The sequence below is a fragment of the Rhodanobacter sp. K2T2 genome, assembly GCF_013408815.1.
Classification (GTDB): Bacteria; Pseudomonadota; Gammaproteobacteria; order Xanthomonadales; family Rhodanobacteraceae; genus Rhodanobacter.
The window spans coordinates 25,067-40,548 of sequence record NZ_JACCCA010000001.1; the positions used below are offsets into that span (position 1 = coordinate 25,067).

Annotated in this window: 13 protein-coding genes; 11 read left to right on the forward strand and 2 right to left on the reverse strand. The window is 53.9% G+C overall.

Annotated features, from left to right (window positions below; all coding sequences use genetic code 11):
* The first annotated feature begins 42 nt into the window (after positions 1-42).
* Genes HDE78_RS00105 through HDE78_RS00115 form a run of 3 tightly spaced genes read left to right on the forward strand, consistent with a single transcriptional unit; the run spans position 43 to position 3,023 of the window.
* On the forward strand, positions 43-1,197 hold the full coding sequence (locus HDE78_RS00105; RefSeq protein WP_255457528.1) for a 3-deoxy-7-phosphoheptulonate synthase: 1,155 nt from the start codon (positions 43-45) through the stop codon (positions 1,195-1,197).
* Positions 1,194-2,609 (forward strand): chorismate-binding protein, encoded by a 1,416-nt coding sequence (locus tag HDE78_RS00110; protein WP_179476501.1) that lies wholly within the window; start codon positions 1,194-1,196, stop codon positions 2,607-2,609. Before HDE78_RS00105 ends, HDE78_RS00110 begins: the two co-directional genes overlap by 4 nt.
* A 12-nt stretch (positions 2,610-2,621) precedes the next feature.
* Positions 2,622-3,023, forward strand: coding sequence for a VOC family protein (locus tag HDE78_RS00115; RefSeq protein ID WP_179476502.1), 402 nt, complete (start codon positions 2,622-2,624; stop codon positions 3,021-3,023).
* A gap of 85 nt (positions 3,024-3,108) precedes the next feature.
* Here HDE78_RS00115 and HDE78_RS00120 read toward each other — a convergent pair whose 3' ends face one another.
* Positions 3,109-3,720 (reverse strand): TetR/AcrR family transcriptional regulator, encoded by a 612-nt coding sequence (locus tag HDE78_RS00120; protein ID WP_179477082.1) that lies wholly within the window; start codon positions 3,718-3,720, stop codon positions 3,109-3,111.
* A gap of 21 nt (positions 3,721-3,741) precedes the next feature.
* Entirely contained in the window at positions 3,742-4,011 is a 270-nt protein-coding gene (locus HDE78_RS00125; protein ID WP_179476503.1) for a hypothetical protein, read from the reverse strand.
* Between the two features lie 495 nt (positions 4,012-4,506).
* Here HDE78_RS00125 and HDE78_RS00130 point away from each other — a divergent pair, with 495 nt between their 5' ends.
* From HDE78_RS00130 to HDE78_RS00165, 8 genes are all read left to right on the forward strand, one after another.
* Positions 4,507-6,978: a beta-propeller fold lactonase family protein gene (locus HDE78_RS00130; protein WP_255457585.1), complete on the forward strand. Its 2,472-nt coding sequence runs from the start codon at positions 4,507-4,509 to the stop codon at positions 6,976-6,978.
* Between the two features lie 84 nt (positions 6,979-7,062).
* Complete coding sequence (locus HDE78_RS00135) at positions 7,063-7,560, forward strand: heme-binding protein (RefSeq protein ID WP_179476505.1); 498 nt, start codon at positions 7,063-7,065, stop codon at positions 7,558-7,560.
* Between the two features lie 58 nt (positions 7,561-7,618).
* Positions 7,619-9,253: an AMP-binding protein gene (locus HDE78_RS00140; RefSeq protein ID WP_179476506.1), complete on the forward strand. Its 1,635-nt coding sequence runs from the start codon at positions 7,619-7,621 to the stop codon at positions 9,251-9,253.
* Positions 9,254-9,304: 51 nt separating this feature from the next.
* On the forward strand, positions 9,305-10,315 hold the full coding sequence (locus tag HDE78_RS00145) for an iron-containing redox enzyme family protein (RefSeq protein ID WP_179476507.1): 1,011 nt from the start codon (positions 9,305-9,307) through the stop codon (positions 10,313-10,315).
* A gap of 90 nt (positions 10,316-10,405) precedes the next feature.
* A complete protein-coding gene (locus HDE78_RS00150) occupies positions 10,406-11,947 on the forward strand; it encodes a tryptophan 7-halogenase (RefSeq protein ID WP_179476508.1) in 1,542 nt (513 codons plus the stop codon).
* 72 nt (positions 11,948-12,019) lie between these two features.
* Complete coding sequence (locus HDE78_RS00155; RefSeq protein WP_179476509.1) at positions 12,020-12,502, forward strand: flavin reductase family protein; 483 nt, start codon at positions 12,020-12,022, stop codon at positions 12,500-12,502.
* Between the two features lie 77 nt (positions 12,503-12,579).
* Positions 12,580-13,791, forward strand: a complete 1,212-nt coding sequence (locus HDE78_RS00160) for a cation:proton antiporter (protein WP_343205628.1) — start codon at positions 12,580-12,582, stop codon at positions 13,789-13,791.
* Positions 13,792-13,988: 197 nt separating this feature from the next.
* Positions 13,989-15,434, forward strand: a complete 1,446-nt coding sequence (locus HDE78_RS00165; RefSeq protein WP_179476510.1) for a 3-deoxy-7-phosphoheptulonate synthase class II — start codon at positions 13,989-13,991, stop codon at positions 15,432-15,434.
* The last annotated feature ends 48 nt before the right edge of the window (positions 15,435-15,482 follow it).

Below are 15,482 nucleotides of genomic sequence, written 5' to 3' on the forward strand. Positions count from 1 at the left end.
ACGCGATCCACTCTTTACTCTTCTCCATAAGGGCGAAAGGATATGAATAGTCATGAGTCGCAGGAACACGACCGATGGCTTCCGCACGGGTGGCGTGAAAAGGAACCAAAGCATATGCCCTCATACCCGCAGGAGGAGAACCTCGCCACGGTCGTGACGAGCTTGTCGCGCCTGCCGGGCCTAGTGGACGTGGCGGAAGTGCACGCGCTTAAGGTCGAGCTGCGAGCGGCGGCAGAGGGTCGGGTGTTTGCCCTTCAGCTTGGCAATGCCGAGGAGTGTTTCGAGGATGTCAGTTCCGGTCTCGTGCGCGAACAGGTGAAGAACCTTGAATCGGTGCACAAGTATCTGACCATCATGCTCGACATGCCGGTGCTGCCGATCGGTGTGCTTGCCGGCAATTATGCGCGATCTTGCGTGCACCCGACTGAAGTCATCGACGGCATCACGATGACGAGTTACTACGGGGACATGGTGAATGAAGTTTCGCCAGATCCGCTCGGACGCAGCCCGAACGCCAACCGCATGCTGATGGCCTACGAGGCTTCGCTGCACGCACTGAGGGCGATTCGCCACGGTAAATTCAAGCCGTACATCTCACACGAAGGTGCGAACCTGCACTTCGAGGAGGCGCTGGTCCGTCGTGGCAGCATCTCTGATGGATTTTATGCCTCTAGCGCGCATTTGCTATGGCTCGAGAGCATCAATCTCTTTTCTGGCAGCAGCTATCTGGAATTTCTGCGGGGTGTGCTCAACCCGATAGGGATACGTGTTGGTCCGCAACTTTCGGCAGCACAGCTTCTCGACATCTACATGCAACTCAATCCTACCCGGGAACCGGGCAAGATCGTGCTGGTGACAAGCCTTGGGAGGCAATTGAGCGGGTTGAGACATCTAATACAGGTGTTGCGAGAAGCGGCGGCGCCGGCGGTATGGATGTGCGATCCATGGTGGGTAAATTCGGTGGACCGACATGACGCGACCTGCCCGCTGATAGACGATGTTATCGCGGAGGTCGAACATACCGCGCTGCTGCACGCCGACGAGGGCAGTGTGTTGGCTGGCCTGCGGCTGGAAATTGAACATGCCACGCAAATACAACATGGAAAGGGTGTTGCATCGCGTGCTTCGCGGCTCGATTTCCTCCAGGTACTTCATGTCTGTAGCGATCTGGCGCGAGCATACAGGGGCATTCAGTGACTACGCTGCAGCACCACACTTTCAACAATCCACACCCGGATCTGGCGACAGGTGTCGTCGGCGCAGCCATCGCGCAACGGTATGAGATTCTGTACCCGGGCCTGTCAAACGAATTCCTTGGCTTATTCAGTTATGTATCGCCAGAAGAAACGCTCTCGATCATCGGGGTAGGCAGTGAGTTCCAGGTCGAGACGCACAAGGAGGGCAGCACGCTTCGCATGCGGCTCATGCATCGGGATGTCGTCGAGCGTGAATCTACCTATCGGCTCGACGGCGGCGATTTGCACGAGGAAGTGTTTCGCCATGCGGCGAGCTTTATCGACGAACTGCGTTCCTTTCTCTCAGGGCATTATCGATTGCCGACTTCAACCGTTCTGCTTGGCGGATGGCGATGCGGCACTCACCCGGAAAACCTGGAGGAGCCGCTGATCTTCACCATACCGCGCATAACGTGCCGGGTGAGTGCCGAAGAGTGTCAATTCAGTTTTTTCGACAGCGAGGAATGTCCGTATCCCGGCGGAGCTATCGTCGACCTACCACGCGACATATCGCCCAATAGCCAGCTTAGGGTGAGTCGTCGCAGGGACATACCCGAGTGCAGGGAGTACATCGATAACCTGGTAGATCTTATAGGCGAGCTTTCGCAAGAAGCGCTAGACAAAGTGGTGATCTGCCGCGAGGTGAGGCTGTTCCACCAATCCGAGCTTTCGCCTCTCGAACTGTTGCAGATGGCTGCCTCAGGCAATAAAACTGCTCATTACGAATACGTCTTTCGATGGTCCGGTGGTGATGCATGGGTCGGGGTTTCGCCCGAAATGCTGGTAAAGAAGCAGCGCGAAAAAGTTGTGGTGGAACCATTGGCGGGAACGCGAAAAGGCTCTAACTTCAAGGACAAGAGCGAGCGCTATCGTAACGAGCTGCTTAGCGATGGTAAGGAAATCGAGGAGCATGAGACCGCGGCACGCATGTTCTACGATAATTTGAGTAGCGTATGCATTCCCGAGTCAATCGAGCAGCTTGAATCGCGAGGCGTCCTCGATCTTGGTTATGTGCAGCATCTCAAAAGCACCATAACTGGTCAGCTTAGACCTGACATCAACGTGTTTCATTTGCTGGCCACGATTTATCCACCGGCGACGATCTGGGGGAAACCCGTGCTACTGAGTGGAGCGCGCATACGCAGTCACGAACAGATCGAGCGCGGTTTCTTTACCGGTGGCTTTGGCTTTTTCACTTTAGGTGATGACGCCAATTTTGCGCTGGCTATTCGCACAGCGAGAATGACCGGTGATGAAGTGCGCGTTTACGCGGGCAGCGGTATCGTCAAACGCAGCGATCCGTATCGGGAATGGCTTGAGACGTCGAACAAGATGCAGCCGTTCCTAAATAACGAGTTTGCGGTGTATTTATAAACGGAGGCGGCGATGCAACTTTCAAACTATCTATTTTTTACGGTGCACTGCGAAGAAGCATTGCAGTTTTATACCGAGTGCGGTATAGGCAAGGTCGTCTCCATGGTCCGCCACGGCGAGAACGGCATGCCGGTGCGAACGGAAGCGATGCGCGGAAAAATCATGCATGCCCAATTTACGGGGCAGGGCGTCAGTTTATTTGCCTCGGACAATGACGATGCCGAGCCTATGAGGGGCTCAGCCATGATCTTCATGCTCGAAAATCGGGCGCAAACGGAGCTCCTTTTCAATAGGTTGTCGGAAGGAGGCAATGTCACGACGCCGCTGGCGGTGCAGCCCTGGGGTGACTACTACGGAAAATTCACCGATAAATTTGGCGTGCAGTGGATGCTGAACTGCACAGCGAGGGCTTAGCTTGGGATGCTGTGTTACCCCAGATCAAGTCCGGGTAACCGAGCTTACGCAGGCTCAATACTTGAGGATAAAAGCAGCGAGTCCATTATTTCTTTTTCTTCTTCGCCGCCACTATTTTCTTCTTTGCTGATGTCGGCAGCAATACGCGCAGAGCGCCTTGCGCGATCTTTTCGGCTAGATCCTCGCTGGCAACGGCGCGAGCCAGAGTGACGGCGCCTGTGAGCAAGGCCAGGGCCGCGCAAGCAGCATATTCGTCTGCAGGTGTCATCGGTGACGAAGGGCCTTCCACGATGGTCTTGGCAATGCGGCGCAGGCCGGCTTCGAATTCCTCGCGCAGTGAGTCGTCTAGTCGGGCGACTTCCGGCGGCAAGCTTTGCAAGGCGCAGCTATCAGAAAGGTCGCAGGTGCGCTTGACGCTCAGGTAGTAGCGCACGAACTCGGGCCACCACGCGGCACCGTGCTCGGCTTGCAGATATTTCACGCCATCGTGCAACTCGGCGATCCCCAAGAGCATCGATTCCCGGAATGCCGCTTTCTTCGAATCGAAGTGCACGTAGAACGCACCGGAGGTCATGCCAGCTTCTTTCGCCAGCCCATCCACGCCGATGCCGCCGTAGCCGCCTCTGCGAAAACCGCGACCTGCGGCGTCCACAATGCGCTGACGCGTCAACTTCTTTTGTTCGTCTCTATAATCCATGGCTTGCAAATCGCTGTAGATTCAGTCGTAGATATTGTTGACAGCATAACTATCGTTATGTAAGATCGGATAACGATAGTTATGTTGCCATGGGAAATTAGTGGATGGCTTCAACGGCCATCGACGGGGATGGATTTTTTGGATTTGCCCATTCATTGTAATGGTGCTGCTTTTATTGCGTTCGAAAAATGGTTGCTGAAGAGCAGTAAGCATCGTTCTATGCGCCATAGGCTGCAACTTAAGCACTTTGTAGGTGTGCTCTATTTTAAATAGTGAACTGATGCGTTTCATGTAATTCGATCGTAACATCGAGAATTATGTAATGCAATCCAAATCGTTTCTTTTTGATTAATCTGTAATCCTTTTTTGAATAGCATATTTATGTAAGTTGCCTAGCTGATCCGGCGGTAACATATTAGTAACCGGTGATGTTTGTTTAGTTTCATACGTAAATCTTAATAGTACGGATCATGGCAGCATGATTCGCAGATCGCGAACGGAATTTGGGGGTTATTCGAGGCAGGGATTGATAGTCATTCGGAATAATGACGACTTTGTCCGAAGCTGAGGGTTTTTGGGGGCTATATAAAAGCCGAACATTGCGGTGATGGTTGCGCAAGGCGCGGGCACGCTTTGCCATGCATGGCGGGAGGATCTCGCTGGATGATATGTAGGCATTTAAAACTTATTCGGCTTAAAGGGATTAGCCATATGTTTCAGGCATATATAAGTGTTGTGCATAAAGTCAGCCGCTATGCGTTGTTGTTAGGCGTTGCGTTGCATACGATGGTGTTTTCGGCTTATGCACAGAGCTCCCGCTCAACTGACCTCGGTGGCTTGAGGTCGAGTTATTCGAGTCCGATAGCACTTAGTTCGGACGACTTATTTCTGTGGTCGGTGAATCCGGACTTCGATAGCGTAACAGTCGTTCGTACAGACACCCAGCGATTGATTGCAACAATTGCGGTAGGTAGGGACCCTAGGAGCGTAGCCGTATCGCCTGATGGACGATACGCCTATGTGGCTAACTCTGCCGATGGCACGATTTCCGTGATCAAAGTGATTAATGCCGACCCTAATCGATTTTTCGCTGCGTTGGATCGGAGCGCAGCTCAGGACGGCAGACTGACAACCGGGTCGGAACCGAGAAGCGTAGTGGTCTCGCCCGACGGCAAAAGAGTGTTTGTCGCAAACCGCAGCCAAGACACGATTACCTGGATTGATGCCAAAGACCAACGCATCCTGGGTACTTACGACCTGAGGAACAGTGCCTGCAATCAACCCAATCATGAAAGGCACTTTCAGCCGGGTGCGCTGGCCATCACTGGTGACAGCCGCTATTTGTTAGTTACGCGCTACCTTTCGTTCATCTCAACCGGTGGCGTGCAGCGCGACGATATGGGGAAAGAGGGCGTCGTATGCCGACTAAGCGTGGACACCTGGAGCACAGCGGCGACTGCGTTGGCAAACCCGGTAGTAGTCCGCATGGCGCCACAGAACAGCGGTTTTCTTGATACGAAAGGGAATGCTACCTACGCGTTTCCTAATCAGCTGCACAGCATTGTGATACGTGGACAGGCCGCATATCTTCCCAATATTGCAGCGTCTCCTTCCGGTCCTTTGTATTATAAGACTGATACGCAGGCTTTCGTTAACGCGATTGATAACGTTGAAGGCAAGCCTAGCGACGCTGGCGACCTTAATCTTCACTTGGGTGGCAGGGTTCCCGAGTCCGGCAAGCAAGAGCTTTATTTCGCCAACTTGGATGCGATTGCCTTCACCACGCAGAGCGGTGGCGGCTATGCCTATGTGGCTTCCGGCGGCAGCGATCTGCTGGTGAAGCTGCGAGTGCTCGATAACGGTGCGCTTGGCTTTACCGTCAATGGCACAACCACCCGTTATATCGATCTCAATGATCCAGATGTGCTGGCAACTAGCGGCGAGAATGCTGGCAAGAATCCTATAGGCCTGGTCATCAATAAAGCGGGCCGTTTTGCCTATGTGTTGAATTATGTGTCGCGCAATGTGTCGGTGGTCGATCTCGATGCCGACAAAGTCGTTAAGGTTATTCAAATAGAAAGCCTGCCGACGCCGGGTTCGGAAGCCGAGAAGATACTGGTCGGCGCGGAGTTGTTCTTTTCTTCGCGCGGCAACTTCGTCAATCCCTCAGGAATTGGATCAAGCAGGAATCGCATGTCCGAGAAAGGGCGGCAGAGCTGCGCGAGCTGCCATCCGGTAGGACTGACTGATGGAGTGATCTGGCAATTCAATACCGGCCCGCGAAAAACCCTGGCTCTCAATGGCACATTTAATCCGAGAAATCCGCTTGATCAGCGCATCATCGACGCTTCGGCGATCTTCGACGAAGTGCAGGACGCCGACTTCAACACGCGGAATGTCTCAGGTCCCGGTCCGTTGACCGAAGCTTTGCCTTGCGTGGTGACGCCGGGTTATCCCTCCGTTACCGAAAGCACGATCGATCCCGACCATGGATTGGTCATAGGCCAGTGGCACGACTTTGCCGAAGCTCCATGCATCATGACGGCTTTCACGGTGCCGAATGCGGGCAGACCCCAGCCGACGGTTGAGTTGCCAGGCAGTACGGTCGAAGTACCGGGACTAGATGCAATGAAAGAATGGCAGCATTACGGCATTCGTACTCCCAACCGCCCGCTGACGAAGCAGGAGTTGTTGATGCGCGGAGGCGATCCGGTTGGCGGTGTCGACGAAGCGGATATCGTCGCGGGCCGGCAACTTTTTCAGCGCGCCAGATGCAGCAGTTGTCATTCCAGTGGTAAGTGGAGCGCAAGTTCCAAGGACTTCATCTCACCGCCGGCCGATAGCGATATCGAGATGGAAGCCGCGTCCAGTGGCGCCAATCAATCGCAGTTCCTGTACCGATACTTGAAAAGTATCAATTCGTACAACTTGAACGTCATCGGCTCCGGAAATGCAATCGAAGGCTATCCAGCGATTGGCGGTGTAGAGACGGATTCTGGCGGGTTGAAGGCACTTGGCTTCGATTTCAACGGCGACGGCAAGGGATCGGGCTACAGCATCTCGTCCATCCTGGGGACCTACAACCTACAGCCGTATTACCACAACGGAGCCTGCGAAACGCTGAGATGTGTTGTTTCCGATGTCAATCATCGCAGTGCCGGATTGTCGGCACAAACGGATTCGCTATTCGATCCCAAAGCACAGGCTGTGTTGGTGAAATTTATCGAATCGATCGATGCAAGTACGGATCCGTTTTAAGCGCTTAGCGGTCTGTTCAATCGTCATGCTCTTCATAAGATGTCATTGCTCGTCAAATAAGCCGTTATTTTTTAGAGGTGGCAAATGAATCGATTGGTATGGTTGGCGGTAGCCTTATGCGCGCTCGGTGGCGAAGTACATGCACAGCAACAATATGAGCTCCCGTTGAATCTTGCGTTGCAAGCGGCGCAAGGGGCGATTGAATATTGCGCAGCGCGCGGATATCACGTTGGCGCCGCGGTAGTCGATATGAGCGGTGAGATGCGCATCCTGTTAAGGAGCGACGGTAGCACGGTTCACACCAAGGACACCGCGTTCCGCAAGGCTTATACGGTCGTGACGCTAGGGCCGGTTTTTAAATTTGACACCAGCTCCCAGGCCGCCGCCGCCTTCAACGGAAAACCGAGTGAGCCGTCCTTTTTAACCATCCCCAACATCGCTTTATTGCCCGGAGCGGTCGCGATTAAGGCGAATGGCGCGATCGTCGCTGCGTTGGGTGTCGGCGGTGCTCCCGGTGGCGATAAGGATGAAGCATGCGCTGCGGAAGGCGTAAGGAGGATCGCCGGAAAATTACCTAGATAGCACCGAATAATCGCTATTCGAAGAGTTTTTTCTATTTGATGGATCGAGAGGAAACGACGTGAAGAATACGCACTCCTTTGTGAATTTGACTCCGCTTACATTCCTGGAGCGATGCGGCCGTTATCTATCAGATAAGGTAGCGGTGACGTCAGGTAACGGCGATATAAGTTTTGGAGAACTGTTGCTTCGTGCCCGGCGCATGGCCGCGCTATTGCGAAGCCTGGGTATCGAATATGGTCACCGGGTGGGGCTTCTTACCCATAATTCCACGCGATCCATCGAAGCGCATTACGCCATTCCTGCGGTCGGCGGCATCATTGTCTCCTTCAATCCGTGGCTTCCCTCGCAGGACATCCGTAAGCAGATTCTCTACAGCGGAGCACGCGTGATCCTGGCGAGCGGCTCACTTGTTCGTCAGCATCGCGAGCTCTTCAAGGAATTGTCCAGTCACATTGTGGTGTTGCTTGACGCGTCGTCGGAGCCAAATGATATCGACACCAAATCGCGGTGTTTCGACGTCGAGCAGCATAGGTACGATTCCGTTATCCCGCTCGATCGATATATTCGTTCGGAAAACGATCCGATCGCCATCAACTTCACGTCGGGAACAACGGGCGATCCGAAAGGGGTGATTTACAGCCACCGCGCGGCCTACCTGCATGCCTTGGGCGAAGTGATGATGATGAACCTGGTTTCGTCATCGGTGTACTACTGGTCCCTACCAATGTTCCACGTTAATGGCTGGGGACATATGTGGGCCGCAGTCGCTGTTGGGGCAAGGCAAATTGTTGACGAACAGGCGATCCAGCTGACGCCGGCCTCGCTGAAGCTCGGCATTGTGTCGAATCATGTTACACATCTTGCGGGTTCGCCGCGGCTGGTACGCCATCTGACGGACGAGATGTTCAACGCGTCGATACTGCACGGGGTGACGGTCTTGACCGGCGGCGCCAGCCCGACACCGCACCTGATCAAAGCCATGAAGGCGCTGGGCGTCGATCTGATTCATCAGTACGGCTTGAATGAAACCTGCGGACCTTTTGTAGTTTGCGAGGCGCGCGACGAATGGAATTACCTACCCCAGGAGCTTCAAATGAAGCTGCGTATACGCCAGGGTATAGCAGGGATTCATGCAGGCATCGGTCTTCGGGTTGTCGATCAGAACATGCGCGATGTGGCATGGGATGGCGAAACGCTGGGCGAGGTGCTGATGGCTGGCAACACCGTGGCGCAAGGTTATTTCGACAATTTGCGGGCAACAGAAAATGCCTTCAAGGATGGATGGTTCCATAGCGGCGACATGGCGGTGGTGCATCCGGATGGTTATCTGGAAATAAAGGATCGCATGAAGGATTTGATCTACGTAGAAACACCCTATGGATGGGAAAACATTTCATCGGTTGAAATCGAAAACGTAGCAAGCCAACTCACCGGCATAAAGGATGTGGCCGTCGTCGGCATGGACGGTGAGGGGCAAAAGCCAATAATAATTTTGTTATACGAGCGCGCTGTCCATGCGGAAGTCGATGAACAGGCGATCTTGGATCATTGCAGGAAGAATCTCCCCGATTTCAAGGTTCCCGGCCTTGTGCTGGAGGCTGTTATTCCGAAGACAGCGACGGGAAAAGTCATTAAAGGCGTATTGAAAGACGAAGTCATGAAGCGACAGACGGCCAGACTGGGAGTGGTTTGACGTCAAATCGCTGCTTATCTCCCCCTATTTCATTTCTATTAAGGACTATATATGAAACAGTTGGCCAGCTATCCGCAAGCAAAATTCGACGTGATGCGATCGTTAGGATATATCGGCGAAGTCGACGGGATCGTTAGGGAGGCTCTCTCCAATAAAAGATCTCCCCTGTGGGGCGCGCTGCAGGAAACCTTATTCCATCTCAATATCAAGTTGATGTCGGAAGGTTTTGCCTTGGGCACTCCGCGAAGCGAGCTGGAATGGAAGATTCGCTCACTGATCGAGAATGTCGAAAAAGAAATGGCCCCCAAGGCGCATATTCCGGCGCACATCGTCGATGCGGAAGAGTTCATCGAATGGCTCAAGGCTCGAATCCACGAGCATCGTGTCACCGACCACGAATTGTTTGTCTATTTCGACAAAAATGATTTAAGCGATGAGGAAATTCGCTACTTTTTGTCGAACTATCGAGTGAACATGCAGCGTTTCCATCTGCATGTTGCTGCATACAGTCTATTTGTGCCATTCAAGATGCGCGAGGAACTGTACGAAAACCTGCACGACGAATTCGGCCAAGGCGATTTTGAGCAGGCGCATCCCAACCTGTTCGAGCCGCTGATGGAGCACTTCGGCGGTGCGCGAGAGGACGACTGGAATCCGGAGACCTATCATCTGCTCAATACCAAGATGAACCTTTGCTGGTTCGCGGATGGTCTGCAGTATGGCCTGGGCGGTATGGGCGCACTTGAGCTGACTATTCCCGCGCAGCAGAAGAGGATTCTGGCGAATCTTCGCAAGCGTGGATTGAGCGAGAAGCTGGTCAAGTTTTTCGTAGTGCATTGCGAATTGGATGAATCGCACGGTGATGGATGGTTCGCCGCGGGCCTTCCCTATATCCGCTCTCGTTCGGATTTCGAGAAGACCTACACCGCAGCCATGCGCATGCTGGATGCCCGCGCTGGCGTATATGACGGTATTTTGTCAGGAATTCTTCGGCGCAGGCTTGAGTCGCAGGGCCGGAAGATCGCTGCCGATCAATTGGAGCCGCAAGCGCAGACCGCGTAGAAGCAGACTCTCTATTTACGAGATCACGGAACTCCGCCGCAAAGCGGCGGAGACGGATAGGTGTAGCCAATCGTCACGAGGATCTTGGTCATGAAGAAATATGATGTAACGGTTATCGGAAGTGGAATGGGCGGCAGCGCGTGTGCTTTGGTGCTGGCAAAACTAGGCTACGAAGTACTGCTAATCGAGAGAGGGACACATCGTCGATTTGCGTTGGGGGAATCCGGCACGCCGGCGTTGAGCAGGAAGATGCGGTACATCAGCCGTAAGTACGACATTCCCGAAATCGACCAGATGTCGACCTACGACAGCATCATCGCTACGCAGAAAGATGTTGTATGCGGTCCAAAAGAATTGTTCCAATACTTTGTGCACAAGGAAGGCCAGACGACTCCTGATCAATACGGTCCGTTTCCGGAAGTAATCGTCCAGACGCCGGAAGTCGATGCGCAATACAACCGTGCCTATTCAGACGAGCGCATGGTCCATATCGCCATCAAGTATGGCGTCGAGTACTCGGACAAGACCTCGGTGGAAGACATCGTGTTCAAGAAGGAATGCGCGGAACTCGACTGCAAGAAGGGCGAGGAGAGCTATACCGTCCTGACAGACTTTGTGATCGACGCCACCGGCTTCAATTCCGTGATCGGCCGGAAATTCGATCTCAAGCTGGAAGGTGACGCTTTGGATACGCCGCTCAAGAGCCGATGCATCTTCACCCATTTCAAGGATATCGGCGCTTTCGACGACACCATCAAAAAGCATCCTGCCTACGCGGATCGTTCGCCGGTGCCAAGATCGCGGGCGACCCAGCATCATTGCTTCGATGGCGGCTGGATATGGTTCATTCCATTCGACAACGGGGTGACCAGTGTCGGCGTCAACCTGGACATTGATCTGTATCCGATGAACGATAAGGAAGCCAGCGCGGAATTCTGGGAAATCATCGACAAGTACCCCATGGTTTCGGAGCTGCTAAAAGGGCGAGAAACCCTGATGCCGTTTATCAAGACCAAGCGGCTGCAGTTTATCAACAAGGAACTGGCTGGAGATCGCTGGGCGATGTTGCCGGCATCCGCTTACGGGCTAGATGCGTGGTTCAGCACGGGTCTGGCGGCAACATTCATGTCCGTTCACCGGTTGGTAGACATCCTGCACACGCAGATGTTCCCCAAGAAGCATTTCGAACGGAAATTGCTGCTCGATTACGAAAAAGCCATCAAGACGGAATATTTCCATGTCGCCAAGATGGTGGACGGCATGTACAAGACCTTCAAGCACTTCGAGATCTTCAAGAACTACTGCTTCTTCTGCTTCATGGGTACCGAGAGCTACCTGGAGAAGGGCGGTGCGGGCAAGGCCATGGACCTCAACCATCTTCTGTTGAGCGCCGGCGATAAGGAATTCGTCAAGAAGTTCGAAGCGATCTACAACAAGGTCATCGAGTACTCGAAGCTCGACGTAGTGAGCCAAGATGATGCCGAGGCACTCGCCAAGTTCATTCGCGAAGACATGAAGCCGTTTAACTTCCGCAAATACGGCGATCCCGATATGCACGGTGTGCATCCGAGAAGGGTCATGCATATGTATGAGTATGACGAAGAGCCGGCGGAACTTGCGGTGATCGGGTAATTCTGCTGAGCAAGGGTTGCATGCTAGAAGCGGCATGCGGACGTGCGAATACGATGATACGAAGGGGGCGCTATGGACCTTGGGGAGAAGCAGTATCGAAATGCTTTGGGCCGTTTCACGACAGGGGTTTGCGTTGTGTCGGCCGTCAACGACATGGGTGCCCCGATCGGCATGACGATCAATTCCTTTTCGTCTCTGTCACTGGATCCGTCCTTGATCCAGTGGAGCATCAAGAAGCAATCGCTGTGCTATCCACTGTTCTCACATTTGGAGAGCTACTCGATAAGCGTACTGTCGGACCATCAGGCACATATATCTCATCGATACGCGAGAGCGGGAGATCATGTGATGAGCCCGGAGGACTATTCGAGCACCGGGAGCGGCGTGCCCTTTATCAAGGGGGCGCTGGCTCATTTCGAATGCTGCAGTTGGGGACGGATGGAGGCTGGCGATCACGACATCCTTATCGCCATCGTCGACAAATTTTCCAGCGATACGGAAGGCAAGCCGCTGGTGTTCTTTGGAGGCGCTTATCGGCCCTTGCTAATTGAATAGGTGCGGCGTGCCGATGAGGGGTGCGCCGTACCTTGGGGTAATCGCGTTTGGACTTCGGTGTCTGACAGGAGTTTGTTGTGACATTTCATATCACGCAGCCAGAAGCATTCTTGATAGCGATGCTGATCATATTCAGTATTCCGTTCCTGATCTGGCGTTATTTTCGAACCGACTATTTTGCCCCGATGGTAGTGGTGCAGATCATTACCGGGATTTTGCTTGGACCTGGCGCGTTGGGGGCGTATTTCAAAGACTATTACAGGCAGGTTTTCAGTGAAGTCACGATTCAGAATTTGAACGGCATAGCGTCCTGGGCCGTCATGATTTTCGTGTTCGTGGCCGGCTTGGAACTGGATCTCAGCAATGTGTGGCGCTACCGGCGTGAGAGCGGCATTACGGCGGGCCTCGCGCTTGGCGTCCCCTTGTCGCTAGGGTGCATTGTGGGACTTCTTCTTGCGCAGCATCCGGGCTGGATCGGCATGCAGGCGCATACCTGGCAATTCACGCTCGCCATAGGCATGTCTTGCTCGATCACCGCCTTGCCGATTCTGATCGTTTTCTTGGAGAAGATGGAATTGCTTCGGCAGCCCATTGGTCAGCGCGTTCTGCGCTATGCCAGTTTGGACGATGTTCTGATCTGGACTGTGTTGGCGATTGTCATGCTCGATCTCGAGCGACTCAAAACCCAGTTGCTGTTTCTGGTCAGCTTTGGATTGGTGACTGTTCTTTTCCGTAAGCTCATGGCAGCCATATCGGAAGTTGATCGCTGGTTCGCGGCGATTATCTGGCTGGCTACTGTTGCGTTCAGCGCGGAATGGGCGGGGTTACATTTCATGGTCGGCGCATTCATGGCAGGCGCGGTGATTGATCTGCGCTGGTTCGATCAAAAGAAGATGGATCTGCTGCGGCATTACGTGTTGTTGATGATGATGCCGGTGTTTTTTCTCATTACTGGCTTGAAAACCAATTGGTCGATCGGTGGCTTGACAGTGTTTGTGGCGGCCGGCTTGCTACTGATCGCAGCGGTGCTGGGCAAATTGATCGGCGTGCATATTGCCGGCCGCATCTTGAAGTGGGGCGAGGGCGAAGCGTCGATCATCGGCTGGCTGCTGCAAACAAAGTCGCTGATCACTATCGTGTTCGCGAATATCCTGCTGGACAAGGGGATCATTTCGAATGATGCCTTTACGGCGTTGTTGATCATGTCCCTAGTGAGCACGATGCTGACCGTTCCAGTAGTTTCTCCGAAACTGGCGTTGGATCCGAATCTGGCGACCAAGACGAGTTGAACGAAATATAGCTCTGGTCGGGCAAGACTATCTTTATCAATAAGGAAGACGATCCTACGTAGGAGCGCCGAAATTATTGCAGGGAGCGAAACGATGAAGACCGATACGTAGCTTGTTTATTTAATTTCACGCGCATGAACCGGGCCGATTGCGACTCGCGCGGACAAGCATGTGCACTTGAATAGGGAGCATGGCTCGTGACGATTGCAGCGAATTTCCCTTATCCATGGGCGAGCCCGATCAAAGACTGGGCCCCAGACTCATGGCAGCGGCGCGTCGCTTTGCAGCAACCGCGCTACGAAGATATGAACGAGCTTTCACAGGTAACCACTGAGCTGAGTCAGCTTCCACCGCTGGTGACCTCAAGTGAAGTGCTGGCGTTGAAGCATGCGTTGGCCGAAGCGCAGGAAGGACGAAGTTTTCTACTGCAAGGTGGAGATTGCGCGGAAGCATTTGCCGATTGCACCAGCCCGATCATTTCCAATCGGCTGAAGGTACTGCTGCAAATGAGCCTAGTTTTGGTGCACGGGCTCAAGATGCCAGTGTTGCGGGTAGGGCGTTTTGCCGGGCAATATGCCAAGCCGCGTTCGACCGATAGCGAGATACGCGATGGCGTGATCCTGCCGAGCTTCCGCGGCGATATGGTCAACGGATTGGCTTTTACGCCCGAGGCGCGCCTCGCTGATCCGCGACGATTGATCCAGGCTCACGCGCATTCGGCCTTGACCATGAACTTTGTGCGTGCTCTGGTCGATGGCGGTTTTGCTGATTTCCGTCATCCGGAATACTGGGAGCTAGCCTGGGTCGAGCATGCGCCGCTGGCGGCCGAGTATCGTCGTATGGTCGTGAATATCGGCGACTCGCTGCGCTTCATGGAAACGCTAGCTGGACCCATTGATGGTTGTGCACGCGTGGATTTCTTCACGTCCCACGAGGCTTTGCTGCTGCACTACGAGCAGACCATGACCCGCCAGGTGCCACGTCACCAAGGCTGGTTCAATCTGTCGACGCACTTTCCTTGGATAGGCATGCGTACGGCAGACCTGAATGGTGCTCATACCGAATATTTTCGCGGCATACGCAACCCGATCGCCGTGAAGGTTGGACCTTCGATAGAGCCTGACACGCTGCTGCGGTTGATTGACGTACTCAATCCGGGCGACGAACCAGGGCGCCTGACCCTTATTCACCGAATGGGCTATGCGCAAATTGCCAGCGGGTTGCCGCCTTTGCTGCGCGCCGTGCAGAGCGCGGGAAGGCGCGTTCTTTGGGTGACCGATCCGATGCATGGCAACACCGAAAGCACGTCGAACGGCTACAAAACGCGCCGCTTCGACAATATTCGTGGTGAGCTGGAACAAGCGTTCGACATCCATGCCGCGGAAGGAACCCGATTGGGTGGTGTGCATCTGGAGCTTACTGGCGAAGCCGTCACCGAATGCATTGGCGGTGCGCGCGATCTCAATGAAGCTGACCTTGCCCATGCATATAAATCGGTGGTCGATCCGCGGCTCAACTACGAGCAATCATTGGAGCTTGCGATGTTGATCGTACGCAAGTCGGGCCATTTGGATCTACGAAACCTGACGACATCGCCGGCAAGCCATCTTATGGAATCGTGTTCGCCGGCGACGACGGCATGAAGATCGGACAGTTAAGAGCCGACATCGCCGTCTTCATCGAAGAGACAC